The sequence below is a fragment of the Sulfidibacter corallicola genome, assembly GCF_017498545.1.
Classification (GTDB): domain Bacteria; phylum Acidobacteriota; class Holophagae; order Acanthopleuribacterales; family Acanthopleuribacteraceae; genus Sulfidibacter; species Sulfidibacter corallicola.
This window is the reverse complement of sequence record NZ_CP071793.1, coordinates 8,464,869-8,482,108: the sequence shown is the minus strand read 5'-3', so window position 1 is coordinate 8,482,108 and position 17,240 is coordinate 8,464,869. Positions and strand designations below refer to the sequence as shown.

The 17,240-nt window shown below is 56.8% G+C and carries 14 protein-coding genes; 13 read left to right on the top strand and 1 reads right to left on the bottom strand.

Going from position 1 to position 17,240, the window contains the following annotated elements; all coding sequences use genetic code 11:
* Positions 1–490: 490 nt before the first annotated feature.
* The 7 genes from J3U87_RS25715 to J3U87_RS25685 all read left to right on the top strand — a co-directional run bounded on the left by J3U87_RS25715 (position 491) and on the right by J3U87_RS25685 (position 7,071).
* Positions 491–1,360 carry a hypothetical protein gene (locus tag J3U87_RS25715; protein ID WP_237378654.1) on the top strand — a complete coding sequence of 290 codons (870 nt, stop codon included), beginning with the start codon at positions 491–493 and terminating at the stop codon, positions 1,358–1,360.
* 396 nt (positions 1,361–1,756) lie between these two features.
* Positions 1,757–2,542, top strand: coding sequence for a hypothetical protein (locus J3U87_RS25710; protein ID WP_237378653.1), 786 nt, complete (start codon positions 1,757–1,759; stop codon positions 2,540–2,542).
* 14 nt (positions 2,543–2,556) lie between these two features.
* A complete protein-coding gene (locus J3U87_RS25705) occupies positions 2,557–2,814 on the top strand; it encodes a hypothetical protein (RefSeq protein WP_237378652.1) in 258 nt (85 codons plus the stop codon).
* 12 nt (positions 2,815–2,826) lie between these two features.
* Positions 2,827–3,231 carry a hypothetical protein gene (locus J3U87_RS25700; protein ID WP_237378651.1) on the top strand — a complete coding sequence of 135 codons (405 nt, stop codon included), beginning with the start codon at positions 2,827–2,829 and terminating at the stop codon, positions 3,229–3,231.
* A gap of 48 nt (positions 3,232–3,279) precedes the next feature.
* Positions 3,280–4,074 carry a hypothetical protein gene (locus J3U87_RS25695; protein ID WP_237378650.1) on the top strand — a complete coding sequence of 265 codons (795 nt, stop codon included), beginning with the start codon at positions 3,280–3,282 and terminating at the stop codon, positions 4,072–4,074.
* 287 nt (positions 4,075–4,361) lie between these two features.
* Positions 4,362–5,651: a glycosyltransferase family 4 protein gene (locus tag J3U87_RS25690; protein WP_237378649.1), complete on the top strand. Its 1,290-nt coding sequence runs from the start codon at positions 4,362–4,364 to the stop codon at positions 5,649–5,651.
* Positions 5,638–7,071 carry a hypothetical protein gene (locus tag J3U87_RS25685; RefSeq protein WP_237378648.1) on the top strand — a complete coding sequence of 478 codons (1,434 nt, stop codon included), beginning with the start codon at positions 5,638–5,640 and terminating at the stop codon, positions 7,069–7,071. Before J3U87_RS25690 ends, J3U87_RS25685 begins: the two co-directional genes overlap by 14 nt.
* A gap of 125 nt (positions 7,072–7,196) precedes the next feature.
* Here J3U87_RS25685 and J3U87_RS25680 read toward each other — a convergent pair whose 3' ends face one another.
* Positions 7,197–7,748: a class I SAM-dependent methyltransferase gene (locus J3U87_RS25680; protein ID WP_237378647.1), complete on the bottom strand. Its 552-nt coding sequence runs from the start codon at positions 7,746–7,748 to the stop codon at positions 7,197–7,199.
* 502 nt (positions 7,749–8,250) lie between these two features.
* On the opposite strand from J3U87_RS25680, the gene J3U87_RS25675 reads away from it, so the two are divergent.
* The 6 genes from J3U87_RS25675 to J3U87_RS25650 all read left to right on the top strand — a co-directional run bounded on the left by J3U87_RS25675 (position 8,251) and on the right by J3U87_RS25650 (position 17,230).
* On the top strand, positions 8,251–10,473 hold the full coding sequence (locus J3U87_RS25675; protein WP_237378646.1) for a hypothetical protein: 2,223 nt from the start codon (positions 8,251–8,253) through the stop codon (positions 10,471–10,473).
* Positions 10,474–11,292: 819 nt separating this feature from the next.
* The gene (locus tag J3U87_RS25670) at positions 11,293–12,357 is read left to right on the top strand and encodes a TauD/TfdA family dioxygenase (protein WP_237378645.1); all 1,065 of its coding nucleotides are present in this window, start codon (positions 11,293–11,295) and stop codon (positions 12,355–12,357) included.
* A gap of 330 nt (positions 12,358–12,687) precedes the next feature.
* A complete protein-coding gene (locus J3U87_RS25665; protein WP_237378644.1) occupies positions 12,688–13,044 on the top strand; it encodes a nuclear transport factor 2 family protein in 357 nt (118 codons plus the stop codon).
* Position 13,045: 1 nt separating this feature from the next.
* Positions 13,046–13,948: a helix-turn-helix domain-containing protein gene (locus tag J3U87_RS25660; protein WP_237378643.1), complete on the top strand. Its 903-nt coding sequence runs from the start codon at positions 13,046–13,048 to the stop codon at positions 13,946–13,948.
* Between the two features lie 824 nt (positions 13,949–14,772).
* Complete coding sequence (locus tag J3U87_RS25655) at positions 14,773–16,074, top strand: hypothetical protein (protein WP_237378642.1); 1,302 nt, start codon at positions 14,773–14,775, stop codon at positions 16,072–16,074.
* A 631-nt stretch (positions 16,075–16,705) separates the two neighbouring features.
* Positions 16,706–17,230 carry an RNA polymerase sigma factor gene (locus tag J3U87_RS25650; RefSeq protein WP_237378641.1) on the top strand — a complete coding sequence of 175 codons (525 nt, stop codon included), beginning with the start codon at positions 16,706–16,708 and terminating at the stop codon, positions 17,228–17,230.
* Positions 17,231–17,240 lie beyond the last annotated feature (10 nt).

Below are 17,240 nucleotides of genomic sequence, written 5' to 3'. Positions count from 1 at the left end.
AGACAAGGATCGGGTTTGGGTGTGGTGAATTGTGCGAATAGGGCAGGAGCATAAACGGCGAATGCCGCGAGACATAGAAATAGATACGGACTTCTTTTGGAAACAAGCGATGTACAAATAGGCCACATGGGGCGCCTCCGTGAACGAGAAATGCCGACCTCGGTGCTCTTGGTCCTGAGTCCGATGACGGCACGTCGGTCCGAGGGATCGTGACTGCCTGGCACCTGCCGCCTCAACAAGGTCGGTGATGGATCGATCACAGAACGAAAACAAAGCTCGTTTCCTCTCACTCTTTTCCCACGGAGGTAGGGCCGAGGCTCCTTCAGCGATCGAACGCTGCCCCCTACCCTCTCGTAGGATGTCGATAACCGCTTTTTTTCAAACAGGTTCCATCTGCCTGTCCCCTTTCGCCGAACAAAACGCCTTAGGAATTTTAGTGACAAGCCTCCATCGAACCCTACACAATGCGCGGAAAAGGAGAGGTGGTGCCATGACCCAAATGCAACCCGAATCAAACAGGTCTCGCTTCTCGGAGAATTGGAAGCCGTTTTTTGCCCTGATGGTCTCCACAGGCACGCTTTCGGTGGTCGCCTGCGCTTTTGCCGACAACGAGATTTTGCCTTGGGCACTGGTCGGCGGCGTCCTCGCCTTTGCATTCCTGCCCTTCGTTTTGGTGTTCACGGTGCTTCTCTGTGGCGCCTTGCTGCTCCTTCCCTTCTTTTTGATCGCCGCCGCCTGGGGCGATTTCGACATCGGCGACGTTTTCGGATTCGACACACCGGACCTGATCGGTTCCGGTTTTCAGTTGTACTACGGCACCTTGGGACAACTCTTCCCCCCGTGGTTCTGGGGTCTACCGACCGGCTGCCTGCTGGGGGCCTCCGCCTTCCTGTTCCTGCATCACGGATCGATCGAGAGAAAACGAACCGAAACCCAAGCCTACCTTCGGCAAATCGAATCGAACCTCGACGCCCATTACCGCGAACACGGAATCTACCCTTGGCCGAGCCCGGGTGAAAAGCTCGACCTCACCACCCTGGGGATGCACGTAGAAGGAGAAAACCACTTCGCCGTCGATGCCTTCGACCGTCCCCTTTTCTACCGCGTCGTCCAGGTGGAGCCGAAACCCGAACCGCCGCCCAAACCCGAACCCAAGGGTTTTTGGGCCTCACTCAAAAGAAAAGCCGAAAAAAAGCTCGCCAAAAAACCCGAACCACCTCCCAAGCCTGCCTTCGAGCTGAGATCTCACGGCTATGACCGCTATTCCCGCTCCGACGACATCGTGATCGAACGCAATATGGAGGAACCGCCTGAATCATCCATCGAGATCACTTTTCCCTTTGGGGGTGAATCCCCATGACGATAGCCGACCTGCCCGTGACGCTCCCGGTTTTCCACCCCAAAAACATACGCGATTTCTTCAATGGAACCTGAATCCACCGAAAAGCGACCAGTCAAAGCACGCCATCCTCTCAAACGCGAAGACGCAAATCCGAGCCCGCAATGCCAAGATAAGCGTGGCTGTTCCCGATCACCCAAGGGCACTATTCAACGAAAAATCAGGGCAAATTCAAAAAAATCGACCATCCTCATTACTTGAAAGAATTTTTCTTTCAGAGAAATTACCTTTCCTGATTTTCTGAAAATATCCGTTGATAACTCATTACCCACGAATCATATTGAATGTGCCCTTCCAATCATCGAGCTGTACCGACCGACGGCGCGACCGCCGCGGTATCGGGCCCGGGAGCCCATCATGAATGATGTTGTGCGTGTGCGTGAGCTGTTGTCACGTCTGGAAAAGGGTGACCTGACGTTCGACCAGGCGAGGCGAAATCTCGAAGCCTTCGACATGGACACCTCGAGGGCCTGCGGATCGACCTTGGATTTGGATGTTTCCGACCTGACCATCCCCCTGATCGGCGGCATCTTCCTCTCCGGCTCGACCACCACCACGGAAGGCGCCACGGCCACCGATACCGTCACGACCACCGTGTCCGCGCCCACCACGATCTCCACCACCAAGACCACCAGCGGCACCTTTCCGCGAGGTGGGAGATCGGATTCCGGCACCACCACCGTCACGGGACCCGCCACCACGGTTACGGGCGTCACCAGCGTCCGCCTCACCCTCACCGCCGTCCAATCACTGACCTTCACCAAAACGTTGACGGCCCCTTCCAGCAGTGGCAGCGCCACGTTCACCGTGACCGAAACCCAGCGCGTCACGACCACCCAATCTCTCACGCAGGTCAACTCCCAGGACGATTCCTCCCTGACGACGAGCGCCACCAACGCGCCCTTCACGGTGACCTACACCAACGCGGCCACCGGTGGGCAAACCACCACCACGACCCGGGCCTCCACGACCACCACCGCGCCGACCACCACGTCCAGCCCGTCCGGTAGTGAGACCACCCCCAGCACGTCACCGACGAGCCCCAGCCAATCGGACGGGCAACAGCAAATCTCGGTCGTGGGGGTTCCTCTCGAAGACCTCTTCCCGGACGCCACGCCAACCAAACTCGACATGGGCATTTAAGGGGAGGCACCACCGTGATTCCCACCAAGATGATTCTGGATCTTCTGGATTTGTTGCAACGCGGCGATATCAGCTTTGCCCAAGCCTTCGAGGCCATCGAGCAAAAGCTCGCCTTCGAACGCTATCGAACCCTGTTGGAAGCCCGCTTCAAGGGGTTGTACGTGTTCATCGCCAAGGGGCGGGTCTTCGTAGGCGACGATTTCAACGCGATGTCGAAGCGGGTGACCGCCGCCCTCAATGGCGCGGTCTATTACTGCGAAAAAATAGAATGAAGGAGTTTGGCCATGGCCGGAAGAGCCTTCCGCAAACCTGGGAGCGAATTGGTCTACATCAAGGCCAGATGGTCGGGCCCCGAAGGTGTCATTGAAAACGACAAGGAATTCATCGTGGACACCGGAGCCGAAGAATCCACCTGCAAGCCATCCAACACCCGAGGGAAAGGTTTGACGTTCGTGGGTTTTCGCGGTGCTTCCGGAGTGGGTGGATCCACCGTCACCCCCGCCTGGGACGGCGGTACGGCGACCTTCGATACCCAATCGCCCGACGGCGAAGTCAAGACCATCCAATGCCAAACCGTGATTACCGAAAGCGATTTCAACCTGTTGGGCCAAGACCAATTGCGCTCGAACAAGATTTCGGTCTTCAACGGCGATCCCCCCGCGCTGGTCACCGGCTTTCAGCCGCGATAACCAAGGCCAAGATCTGCCCGTGATCGGAAGCCAAAGGAGCACGGCCCCATGAACGATATCGATCGAATCCGAGAATTGTTGGTTTGCCTGGAGCGAGGCACCATCTCCTTCGAGAACGCCTTCCGCGAAGTGGATCGCCTCGGGCAGCGTCCAGTGTGCCGGCAGGGTTCCGACCTCGTGTTGGACGTGTCGGATATCGTGGGTCCGCTTTTTTACGACACACTCATTTCGGAGACCACCACGACGACCGTCGCCACGGCCGCGGGCACGACCACCACGATTTCGGCTCCCACCACGGTGACCACTTCCGGTTCGACCACCCTGGCCGGCGTGGCGCCGAGCGGATCCAGATCGGGGAGCACCACGGTCAGCGGCACGGCCACGACCATCACCGGGGTGACCAGCGCCGACTTCACCGCCACTTCGGTTCGCTCCGCGAGCACGACCACGAGCCTCTCGGCTCCTTCCGGGACCGGTACCACGACCTTCACCGTCACCCAAACCACCCGCCAAACCATGACCTTCTCCCTGACCCGAGTCACTTCCCAAGACGATTCCTCGCGAACCACCAGCGGCAGAACCAACGCCCAAACGCTCACCCTCACACGCGCAACCACCAGCGGAAGAACCACCTCCACCTCGCGCGCTACGACCACCACGACGACCGTCCCGACCCGGCAAACCACGAGCACCTCCCCAACCGGTCAGCGCCAGAGTTCGGGAATGGCCACGCCCACCACGGCCCAGGCCATGGCTTCGGACAATCCCAGCCTGGTTTCCGGGATCCCGATCGACGAGCTCTTCGCCAACGAGACACCAACCAAGGTTGACTTGGGCCTCTGAACCGCACCCGTCCGGCTCGCTCGCCGCCCACCTCCTGTACTGCCAGGCCACCCTCACGCCCGAATTCACGCCATGCTCCGTACCCTCCCCGTTCGAAATCCCGTGGCCGATGTCCCCAGGAGCACCGCTCCCCGCACGGCATCGGCGAGGAAGGTATCCACATTCGCTTCACTTATTTGCGAAAACCGGCTTTCTCTCATCACGACCGGATCCATTGCCCCTGGGGTGAATCGTTTCCCGCCACCCCCGACCAAATCGATTTGTTTCGCTCGATCTGGTGGGCGGGTATGCATTTCGATGCCGCCGTGCGCCACGTGCATCGCCGGACCCGCAGCGAGCGCTCGAGGGCCGTCCGCCAACGGCTCCTGACCGCCTATGAGCATCCCGACAACCTCATCGGTGTGCTCGATCTGCGCTTGAAGCGCCGGTACGACGTGATTCTGATCGATCAGGGCTACGGCGGCGTTTGGGTCAACACCGTTCAGATTTTTAAAATGTTGCGCCGCAAGGTGCGCACACTGCTGATCTCACCCGTCAAACCGCTCTTCGAGGACGACGATCGCGGCGATGTGCTCACCCTGGAAGATTTGCGTCAGGATTGGCCCGAGCTGAGCTATTTCAGCTTCGTGCATCTCGTCCGCGGGGTGATTGCCACCCTGAAGACCGATCTGTTGCTCATTTCCCACCGATCACAGTCCCTGTTCCTGTTCGACCTCGTCGGCAACCAACCCACCGTGATCTATTGCGACGGGTTCTGCGATCCCCGCTTCGCTTTGGGAAGGGCGATGGCCCCCGGCATTCGAAACGAAGCGCTCTTGCGGGAACTCTTTTTTGTTCTGGCGGCCTCACCGCCCAGTTTTTTCGGGATCCTGTCCGATCCCAGCAAGAGTTTCGCCCTGCTGACCATGGGTCGGCGCGCTCTGTGTGCGGCGCGGGAGAACTGGTGCTGGGGTGAACACCAACGCCAGGTCATGACGGCGGGCTTGCCACACCTGAATCCACCGCCCAAATTCGTACCGCCGTTCATCGACACCGGCATCTTTCGCCCAAGCCTGGTGGACCGCACCAAACGCGTGCTGTTCACCACGACCATGCACAACATCGATAAAAAGGGATTGCCGGAACTCCTGAAGGTGATGGGACGCGTCTCCAAGCTCGAGGTCCATTGCGTGGTGCGTCAACCCGAGCACCTGCCGAAGGAAGTTCGGCGCTTCGGCAGACGCATCCAGGTGCAAACCCTGCCGAGGCGTCGAATGATCGAAGCCTACCACCGAGTTTGGTTCAATTGCCGGGTCAGTCGCGAAGAGAGTTCGCCGGTCTCGATTCTGGAGGCGATGGCCTGCGAGCTCCCCCAAATCGTATCCCCTGCGGTGGCGCGCCAGATTCCCATCATCGAAGACGGCACCACCGGGTTCGTGATCGATCCCGACGATACGAACGGTTTCTGCCGAGCGGTCCGAACCCTGCTGGAAGACCCAAAACTTCGGGACTGCATGGGACGCGCCTGCCGGGAACGGGTGCTGGCCTACGATCTCCATCGACGCGAAGATGAGGTGCTGCGCTTTGTCGGAAACTGAACGTCACCACGACTTGGTTTTGTGGAGCGATTTGTTGATCCACACCCATCACGACCACATTCACGTGGCCAGCGAGCGCGGTGGGTCCATTGGTTCGTTGGAGTCGTCCCTACTGGAGCGGGTCATGCAGGGACCCTACCCCCTGGAAGAACTGGTCCAATGGCTGAGCAAGCAAATGGACGCGCCGCCCGACGAAGCCGCCAAGATCCTCTTGGAGGCCATGAACAAACCGAATCCCCTGCTTCAGCTTTGCCGGATTCCCGCGTTTTCGCGGGTGGACGTCCTGGTGATCCACCTGGGCACGCAGCTACCGCCTTCGGAATTGCGCCTACTCTGCCGGCCGTTGATCGAAGGCGGTAAAACGGCGCTGATGGCGGTTCGGAAAACGATCGAGGACCGCACTTTGGCAGCGGCCCAGTTATCCCTGTCGGATTTTCGAGAACGAGGCTGGTGCGACTCTTTGCGTGGATTCGTCCAGATATTGCGGTTCCTGGCCCGACGCTATGCCAAAGGCCTGCTCTTCGCCCGAACCCCGGACGCACTGCCGTTCTGCGACCTGATCCGCGAGATGCCCACCGTGATCCAGCTCCAGCGAGATTGGCGACCCATGTTCCTCGCCCAGGAAATCGCTCCGATGCGCTGGCGTCATGACGCCGTCCTCCGTTGCCTCGCCCAACACCATTACGCGATGACGTCCACCGATGACCGCGGCGACCACGTCCTGCCCGAAGCCTACCATTCCCTCACCTTCACCCGCATGGAGGGCTGGGTGCTGCGCGACGCCGCGCACCTCCTCTGTTGGAACCAAGAGCAGGCCGACCGGCTCGAAGTAGCCGAGGTCAACCCGGAGCGGATCACGATCCTGCCGGCCGCCGCGCCGCTGGGCCACCTCCCGTTGCCACGTGCCGAGGTCCCATATCTGGGATACCTTTGCGGTCGCGATTTCCGGGAGGAACCCCATCCGCAGGTGATGGGGCTCGTACTCGAGGCCTTGAGGCACCATCGGCCGGACCTGCGCCTGGCCGTGTGGGATCCGGGGGGCTGCGGCTGGGTTCGGCAAGCCGGCCAGGACACCATCGGAGGCGCACGACTTGCGGGAAGCGGCAGTCGCCTCCTCCATCGCGCCCGCTTTACGCTGGTGACGCCTGATGCCCGAATGCGCACCGATGCCATGTCGGCACTCCTATCCCGGGGCGCACCGATCGTGTTGTTGGGAGATCCTCCTTCGCGGGAGATTCATTCCAGTCTGAACACGAACCCGCCGTTACCGGTCGTGAGCCTGCGCCATTTGGACCGGGAGCTGGCGCCCGTCTGGCAGCACTTCGCCACACCACGGGCTCGGCACGCCTTGTCGAGGGCCTTTCACGATCAAGCTCGCGCCTGCCGGGCCAAGATCCTCGATCACCTCTCCGGCCGATAATCACAGTCTCCAAACCGGCTCAACGTATCAACCACAATCGATTCATATAGTTACATTTGACTGTCACCGTTTCGTCAACGACCGCTGGGTTGGGCCGGGCACCCGTTCGAGGCAGAGCGGACGTCCTAGGCGTATTCGACCGGCATGACGTAGACGTAGATCGGCGAGTTGTACATATCTTCGGATTCGATGACTTCGACCGGTTTCCAGCGCGGAACCGCAAAGGTGGAACTGACGACCACCGTTCCCGGCGTGAGTTCCGTTTCGAATTTCTTTCGCAGATCGGCCATCAATTTAGGCGCCAGGTAGCACACGATCGCCTCGGCGTGGAAAAGCGAGACTTTGAAAAAATCCGCCTTGGTCTGCCTCACGTTGGCGCGTCTCAAGAAACGTTGAAAAAACCGCGATATCCAGTAGGGCACCGGCGAGCTTTCATAGGCGTGGACAGTGCAATCGGGAAGGTAATCCGCGAGGGTAAACGTCAGGGTGCCAAAGCCGGAGCCCAGTTCGTAGACGTTGCCTTTGACCCGCTTTTTCCTCAGCGCCTGGATGATGGCCTGGCTCGGCCGACGTGCGGTCGGCGTCGGGGAGATTCCGTTTTTCAGCGAGTGCCACACGATGGAAACGACACAGGCCGCCACTCCCACAACCACCAAAACACCAAGCCAGGTTCCCATTGAGCTACTCCTTAAAGGCCAAAGTGTAACAGGAATCCAATGGGAAGGTGGTTTCTGGGAGTGGCTTTCTTCGTGGGTCGAGGGCGATGAACACATAAGGTTTTTAAAATCATACACTTAACTAAAACGATAGAGAAAAACACAAAGTGACGGAAGTGACAGAGGTTACCTATGGCCGCTTGAGAGCCCGCCATAAACCCCTTTCGGAAGGAAATGCGTTAAGAGGTTTAAATCAAACCACTTAAGATGCAGGTAACATACTTTATCGAAGCAACTTCAAAATATTTTACAGGTTTTGGTACCAAATTCAGTTAATCCAAGCAAGAGCGAAGAGAGACGAAACGCGCATACCCAAGGGTCCATTTCGTTCTCGAGTAGATCATTCGGATCGCGGTGTTCTACTTAAAATTTTGACCCGTTGACGCTAGCCGTCCGAAGCCCTCCTGTCGTTTGATTGCAAAACGAGAGGGACGCCGTGCGTCATCGATTAAGGAGCACAATTATGGCCATTTCGCAAAATAATGTAAGTGCATCGAGTTCAAAGAAACTCTCATTCTTGGATGCCATTAAAAAACGTTCGATTCAGCCCCAACACCAAAACAGTCTAAACTCCAGCCAAAAACCAAAAACCAATCATTCCGGTAATGTGTCAAAAACGCCATCTTCCAGCAAGGTTCACCTCAATTCAAAAAACGCTCAAGCCAAACGGTATCAGGTGGTACAGCTTCAGGTGAACACCACTCACTCAAAACTGGACAATTCGAATAAGAATATCTATGCAAAAGCTAAAACCGTGTTTCAGGCGCTGGAAACGGCACAAAAATCCAACATCATTGACAATCGAAATAGTACCGCAAAAATCTTCACGCTCCCGGAGTTTTTCTGGAGCCAATACGGCACGGCATTCAGTAAGGACCAGGAACAGTACACGCTAAATACCATTCAAGAATTTGCACGAAAGGAGCAATTCGAAGGTACCGTGTTCGTCCTCGGAACCATGGTCACCGCACGTCCACCCGAAGCATTGAAAAACATCACAAACAAGGAATTGAACACGATTCAAGAAAAGCTTGGTTTGAATCTCAAGGAAGCCTATGCGGATGCGACCGCTGCCAAAGAGGAACCAAACGGGCCCGTCAGCAAAGATCGGAGATTTCTTTCCTCGATTGGCGACATGTACAATGCCGCACTCGAAAAGGCAAATAAAAATAATGACGCGAACATCACTCGAGAAACCATTTTTAAAAATGTACTCGACCGTGCAGGGATCATGAAGGATAACCTCGAAGGCATGAAGGCCCTTTGGGCCGTCCCCCACGATGCTTGGCCTAGTAACGATGATTTGGCTAAACTGCAGCAAGCATACAAAAACAACAAAAATGTAGAAGTGAAGAATACTTTGGAAGAATGGATGCAACCCTGGAGCAAAAAAAGCACCCTAGACAAAGAACATATCCCCGCCATCATGAACTTCTTCGAGAAAGCGGGCAACTCCGATAACGCCAAGTCCTTGATGGGTGAGTTTCGCGAACACGTCTTCCCCAACATGGTTCCGGCAGAGGAAAAGAGCCAACTAAGCGCCAACTTGGATACTAAGGATAAGAAAAAATATCCCGAGATCGATAACAAATCCATGTTTCGGAGCTTCGAGAACAAGGCGATCACGATTGAAGGTGGCGCGAATGGGAAGATGGAATTCGTCAGCAAAGTGCTCCCTTCTCTCATCGACAGCCCCAACTACCATAATGCGAGCAGCCAGCCTCACTTCGAGAAAAATGCGTATCAACTCCACCCGAGCCTAAACAATCCGATGACGAATACGAGCACTATGAAAAAGAACGCGAAAAATGCAGGGGTCACCCCGGAATCTTTCACCTACTCTTCTGAGAAGACAGGCCTGGAAATAGGTATCGCCATTTGCCGAGATTACTCGGATGGCACATACGGAATCCTGGCTGACAGAAAACTAAAAAACACGATCCACCACGGACAGGTCATCAGTGCAGGTGTGGAGCACTTAAATCCGAAAAACATGAACTCGCTCAAATCCCTGGCTATGAACGACGGTGCGAACAATGTCTATGGAATGGTGACCAATGACTTGAAAACTTCCGAACAGAAGAATTCTCACATCTTCAAATATCACGACACACAAAAAAGCTTCACATACGAGGCATCACCGTCCAACCATAAAATGCAGATGCAGCCAATCGACAACAACAATAACTACACATTCAACATCAGTGAAACCGTTCACCACCGAGATAGCCGCGCTTCCTCGACATCCTCGTTGAACTCACAAACCAATGTCGGCGCCTTTGACGCCGTAAACAAATCCATAAAATCGTTTAAAAATGACCTTGCCAAAGTCACGGCCGAAATAGACAGTGCAGCCGATATGTACCATGCTCTCGGCGGCAAAATGTATAATAATCGGGGCGGAAACGACAAATCCAATAACGCCAATGAAAACGAGATCATCAAAAAAGTCAATTCATCCTTGGATATCCTAAAGCACAATAATAAAAACAAAGTAAACGACAAAGAAACAGCCAAGAACACCCTTCTCAAATTCATCAAAGAAAAATCCGCCACAGAAAAGGACTTAAAAAACAACATCAAAAGCGCGAATGAGTTCTTAGAATCCGCGCCGACCTCAAACAATTACACCGCCATTAAAAAGAAAAAGGAATCGGAGTTGGAAAACAACAAAGTGATCCAGTAGAACTTGATCGATCTCGAATGACTCCGTTTTCTCAGTGACCCCCGCGGTGAAAGTCCGCAATCACCGCCAATCGGAATGGAAGACAACTTTTCAGATTCACGTCACCAAAATCGAAGGCGGGCCGAACCCCAGCGGTTTGTCCCGCCTTCGCCATGCTTTTTCCGGACACGATCGTTGCAGAAAGCACCGACCACGACCACGGCTACATGATCGACACCCGATCGAAACCCCCGCCGTTACGCCTGCCTTTGCCCCGACAACTCCGAGCAAGAGCCTAGGCGCCCCCCAGCCCGCACATTTCAAACGCCTTCCCCAAAAAAACACATTTTCAAAATCATGCGACTAAGTATATTTTTAAGGTGCTGGGAATTTTCAATTGACCGCAAACACGAGTTGTTGGTAGCATCCGCTTCAACACCCCTCCCAAACGTTAAGATTCACCAGCTTCGCTCATTTCGTGCGGCTCCGTGCTTGTACTTCAAGCTGTGGTGATCGGTGCACCTTGGGAACAGACCACCATTATTCATTTTGCACACAGGCGATTCTCCCAGGGCTTAACCAAATCACACTCAGCGATATGTTTCCGCCCTTTCGTAAATTCCTCCCATTCAAGCCCTCCGTTCCATGTCCTTGAACTCCAAGTGGTCGATTGACGTCATGCCCTCGCAAGGTATTGGATTGCAACAGATTGTAGACATCATGGCGATCGCAGCCGAGGAGCAGGCTCGCCGCGATCGAGAAGGGTTGCAGCAAAGCCAAAAGGACCCCCAAGCCTTTGCCCCGCGCCCGGCGCGGAACTAGAGAAGGAGGATCCCGGTCATGATTCTGGCAAAACCCCCCCTCAAAAGAGCGTCGCGGCGCCGCCTGGGTGCGGTGTTCGGCCCCGCGATCAACCAACCCCGGATCGAACGCAGGCCCCTTTTTACCGAGCGCCATCTGCCCCTTTTGATCGAAACCTCCGCCGAGATCGAGCCTCGCGGCTGGGCGGATGCCCATCATGACGAGCTGAAAGCCCATCTGCGGGAGCGGGGCGCGGTGCTGCTGCGCGGTTTCGCAGCGGCCGATCCGGAATCCTTCGCGGGCCTGATCCGCGACCTGGCCGACGGGGCCGAGTTCCGACCCTTGGAGAACCGATCGGCGCTGTGCACCGCCGTGTCCGAGAAGATCGGCACCTCGACCGAGTACCCGCCGCAACACGAGGTCCACTTGCATCAGGAGTTCTCCTACGGCGCTTCCTGCCCCTCCATTCTGGCTTTTCGTTGCGAGATCGCAGCCGAGGAGCGAGTTGACATGCCGATCGCCGACTGCGCCGCCCTGTACCGCCGCATGCCGGAGACAGTGCGCACGGCGTTCGAGACGCGGGGCGTGATGTACGTGCGCAATTACGGGCACCACCTCGGTCTTTCCTGGCAGGAAGCCTTTCAGACCGAGACGCGGGCGGAAGTGGAAGCCATCTGCCAGGCCGACGGCATCGAGTTCGAATGGCTGGCCCACGACTGCCTGCGCACCCGCAAAAGGTGCGCGGCGGTTCGGCGCCATCCGGAAAGCGGCGATTTGCTGTGGTTCAACCAAGCCCATCTGTTTCACGTGGACAACCTGCCAAAAGAGATCGGGGCCTATCGGCGCAGCCACTTCGCCCGCCAAGTTCTGCCCCGCAACGCCTATTTCGGCGATGGCTCCCCGATTGACGGGGACACCCTGCAGGCGTTGAACCGAGCGTGGGCCGCGGAAACGGTCGCCTTCCCCTGGCAGGTCAACGACCTTTTGTTGTTGGACAACGTCCGCGTCGCCCACGGCCGCCAAAGCTATCACGGCGACCGCCGCATCCAGGCAGGCATGGCGGGCGTCGTACCGGCACCGCCCACCCCCGAGCTACCGGCCTGAAGATGTGGCTTTCCAACGATTTTCACCGGAACCCACGCATGCGCGAAGCGAGGAGCGATTCAGAAACGAATCCCATGGCATTCGTTTGGCGGAACAACAGCGATGGCGTTGACAGCCGACCCGGCATCATGCGGTGAGCGGCCCCGCCTACCTGTCGTCATTCGAAGCCGGCTTCGACAAGCGCTTAAAAACCTAATTCGAACTCCGTTTCGGCATACTGCGAAAGCACAGATGAGAAGAACTCGTTTTGGCGAAGAATCGCACAAAATGTCAAAACGCCGTTTCGTCGCTTGCCTAGAATGGCCTCATCCCAAACGAAGGAGCGGCCCCATGAACACACCCCATCGAGACATTTGGACCACCTATACCGAGTCCTGGAAGGTGGACGCCAAGGAAGGAAAAATGGCACTATTCGAACAGTGTCTGGACCCCGCATGCGAGTACACCGATCCACTGGTCCAGGCCCGTGGCTGGCAACAACTGATCGAGTACATGGCCGACTTCCACCGTCAGGTCCCCGGCGGTCATTTCGTGACCACCTGGTTCCTGGCCCATCACCAGCGCAGCATCGCCAAATGGGAGATGCGTAATGGCGAGAACCAGCCCATGGGCGAAGGCATCAGCTACGGCACCTATAACGATCACGGGAAACTGCTGTCCATGAACGGTTTTTTCGAAACACCCTGACATGAACTACCGGCAACAAATACAAAGTGCCATCGACTACATCGAGGAACACCTGCACGAGGAGCTCACCACCGCCCAGGTGGCGAGCGTCGCCGCAATCAGTCAATGGCACTTTCAGCGCATCTTCAAGGCGCTGACGAAAGAAACGTTGAAGACCTACATCCGCTGCCGGCGCATGTCGCACACCCTCGATCGCCTTCTGGGCAGTGACGCGCGGATCATCGACATCGCCATGGACGCCGGCTACGAAACCCAGGAGAGTTTCACGCGGGCCTTCAAGCAGATGTTCGGGATGACCCCGAATCGCTACCGCAAAATGGGCGAGAACGCCCTGTTTTTGAAAAAGCTGAAGCTGGAAGGCGACTACATGGACCACATCAACCAGAACCTGACGCTGGAGCCGAAAATCGTCAGGATGGAGGCGAAACGCTATCTGGGCATGAGAACCAGCTTCTACGGTCCGGAATCCGAGAAAAACAACATTGGCGACAAGCTTCCGGTGCTTTGGCAAAACGCGCTCGAGCGGATGGAGGAGATCGAACACCTGGTTCCTGGAATGGGCTACGGCATCGTGCGCCAAACCAGGGAGCGAACCGACCTCTTGGAATATTTCGCCGCGTTCGAGGTAACCCATTTAGAAAACCCCCTCGAGGGCTTCGAGCTGGTCGAACTGCCGGCCACCACCTACGCACTGTTTACCCACCGGGGCTATCCCCGGTCGCTGAATCATACGGTCAACTACATCTACGCCAATTGGTTGCTGCGGTCGGGCCGGCGACACAGCTACGCCGCGGACCTGGAATTCTACGGATCGGAATACCGACCCGATTCGGACAAATCCGTGATTCACTACGCCATACCGCTGGTGGAGGAAGAGACCGACACGTCGGAAGCCACGTCGTAGATCCTCGCGTCAGAATGGAGAGCCAGCCCACTGCCGACATTCGCCCCGGCCTCCTTCGAGGCCAGGGCTTTTTCGAACGTGGCCCGTTTCGCCACGGCCGATCGGATCCGCGGATCGACGAACCCACCGGCTCGATTTCGGGGGGCCACACCCGACCTGGCTTCTGGTGAAGGGCCATGGGTTCCCCTTCCAAAGAATGAAGCAGGAACCCATGAACATCGGAAACCAGGAAAGGATAGGCATTTGGCGGCGCACCATGGCCTTGCTTTTCCTGGTTTCGTTCTTTCCGGGCTTCATGATTCAGGTCCGATAACGGCAAGACCCATCTCAGGTTGAATGCACCTCTTCGTTTCAAGAGCGGACACGACTCTTTCAGGATGTGGGAACTGCGATCCTGAATTGCTTCGAGGAGCCGGGCCGGCGGCCTCACCGGCTCTGCCCAACTTACCGCTTCGACGGCTCTTTCATCATGCGGAAACAGTGAAGTTGAATTACTTCGAGGCAGAAACGGAAAAAACGGAAAAACGGGGACAGGCACGTGTAACCATCTTCGAGAAAACGGGGACAGGCACGTGTAACCATCTTCGATATTGAAAGTTACCGGCAGCTCAAGTACAAACCTTCGCATCCCCAGTCTCCTGGTTCTGCTATGGTAGAGTCGCGCGGATGATGCCAGTACCATGGATTGTTCCAGGGCCTGATCGCCCGACCTTTCCTCGGCGAACACGGCTCGCTCAAATCAGGTCGAAGCTCGAGACCCTTCCCCGCATCGATGTCCCTCCCATCACGGCACTTCTCGTGATGAAACTCAGGAAAACTGCAGAATGGAAGATCTCCTTATCTGGATCGTTCTCGCCGTGGTCGGCACGATCCACGGCGTGGATTACTGGCGTCGGAAAAAGTACCAACACCCCTTACTTGTCATACCAGACAAAGACTTCGACGCCTCTGGTGCAACGGACTGGTGTACCTGGCATATCGAGGCGGTGCGGATCTGCCTTCACATTCAATTCAATCGTGCCTTGACAGGCGGCCCCAGCCTGCTGCCCATCATTGCCGGCGTATCGCCCCCGCCAGGCAACCATTCCACCGGTGACCCCGCCTTCGACGGCCAAGTGGCCCTCTACGGTACCGAGGCCCGGATCGTCGGCATGTTCACCGCATCCATACGCCGTGACCTGCTTCTGTTCCGAGACGTATCGTTGGAAGGCTCGGTGTTGAAGTGCTATCTGTACTCGGACGCGATGGGACCACCGATCATCAGAGCGTCCAAACTCGAAGGAGAGAGCGTATCCGCCCAAACCGATGTGGCGCTGGACCTCGCCAAACGTCTGGTCGAAATCGACGACCTCGAAGCCGGTTTGATCGCCAATATTTGCGACGACGAGCTGGATGCCGTGTCCGAAAAGAGTTTGACCGTGCTGCTTGGCCTGGAGCCCAACACTTGGCGAGATGCGTTTCTGGGCCACCCATCGATCGGTTTTCCCACATGGCGCCGGCGCTTGCTCGACGCCCTTGCAGGCGGACAATCGCTGGTCACGACGTTGCCGCCATTGATCGATCAATGTGACGCGGAGAACAGCCACCACCTGATGACCCTGATTCGCAGCCAACCGCGCGACGAACGAATCGTGTTGCTCATGACGGCGTTGTCCAATGCGTGTCTGTTCGCCGCGTCGGCGCACGATCTCCTGAAAGGCTGGCACCAACCGGCCGTGCCGCATGTTCTCGCGGTGGTGCGGTCCATGCCCCCCGATACGGTGCCGACCGAACTGGTCCTGGCCATGGGCGAATTGGAGGACACCCGCATCGTCGACTATCTCTTGGATGTGTTGCCGGGGCGCCCCATCGAACTGGCGATTGCGGCCGCCAAGGCCTTGGGTGCTTGCGGTGATTTGGAGACCATCGAACCTCTGGCTCGGGTCCGAGCGAACACCAGGGGTCGACTCGCCGAGGAGTTGAAGATGGCCATTTCGCGCATTCAATTGCGTCGTGGTAGCGGTGATCCCGGCTGGATCAGCTTGGAGGAAGGCGCATCACCCGGGAGCGGTAGACTCAGCTTGGCCGAGAAAGCCCGAAAGGGACTTCTATCCGAGTCGCCTGGCTTAGATCGGGATAGGCGATAGCAGGCACGGGGCATGGGTGACAGGCCCGTGTGAACACCCTTGAGAAGGGCCATGGGTTTTTCTTCCGAAAAATGAAGCAAGAACCCATGAACATCGGAAACCAGGAAAGAACAAACGGGCAGTTGGTGACACACCCTGGCCTTGCTTTTCCTGGTTTCGGTCTTTCCGGGTTTCTCGATATGGAATCGACGACAGCAAGACCCATCTCATCTTGAATGCACCACTTCGTTTCAAGTAGAGCACACAGCTCTTTTTGGAGGCGGGAACTGCGATCCTGGATTGCTTCGAGGAGTCGGGCCGGCGGCCTTACCGGCCATGCCCAAATGACTGCCGCACCGCCTCTTTCGTCATGCGGGAACTGGGTGCAGGGTGCATGGGGGTGCATGGGGACAGGCGCGTATAACGTGTTTTGTTTAAAGGTCTTAGATTTGTTTCCATGGAAATCCGTCTAGTGCTGGACTGGGTTTTCCCAAATTGCGAAAAAAATGATTCTTCTTTTGAACCGCTCCCGAAAACCCGGCGTTATTGTGGTTCAATCGCAAAAAACCGATGGTTATTCGCGGCGACCCATTTCCACCTACTCGGTATCACCTTGCCCATTCAAACCACAGAAGAAACCCTGGAAGAGCTCATGACCAAAGCCGCCCGAGGCGACGACTCGGCGTTTGCGGCGCTGGTCGATCGCTGCCAGGCTGGCTTGATCCAATACTTGACCCTCATGTGCGGGGATCCCCCTGAAGCCGAAGACCTCGCTCAAGAAGTGTTCGTGCGCCTCTATCGCAGGCGGGCCCACTATGAACCGGTCGCCAAATTGAAAACCTATCTCTACCATATCGCGCGCAACCTCCTGAAGGATCGCTATCGCCGGAAACACCGTCGCGGTGCGGACATTTCCCTGGAAGCACCCGATCCACAGGGCGTAGCGCTTTCCGAGAAACTGGTTGGGGATCGACCCGATCCGCACCACCTCGAGAAACTGTCGCTCTACGACCTCATCGGCAAACTTCCCGAAGGCCAGCGCGACGTGCTGCTACTCAACAGCGTGGAACAACTCACCTACCCGGAGATCGCCCAGATCCTGGAGATCCCCATTGGCACGGTCAAAACCCGAATGTTTTTCGCGGTGCGAAAGTGTCGCGAACTTCTGGGCCGCTGACGAGGAACCC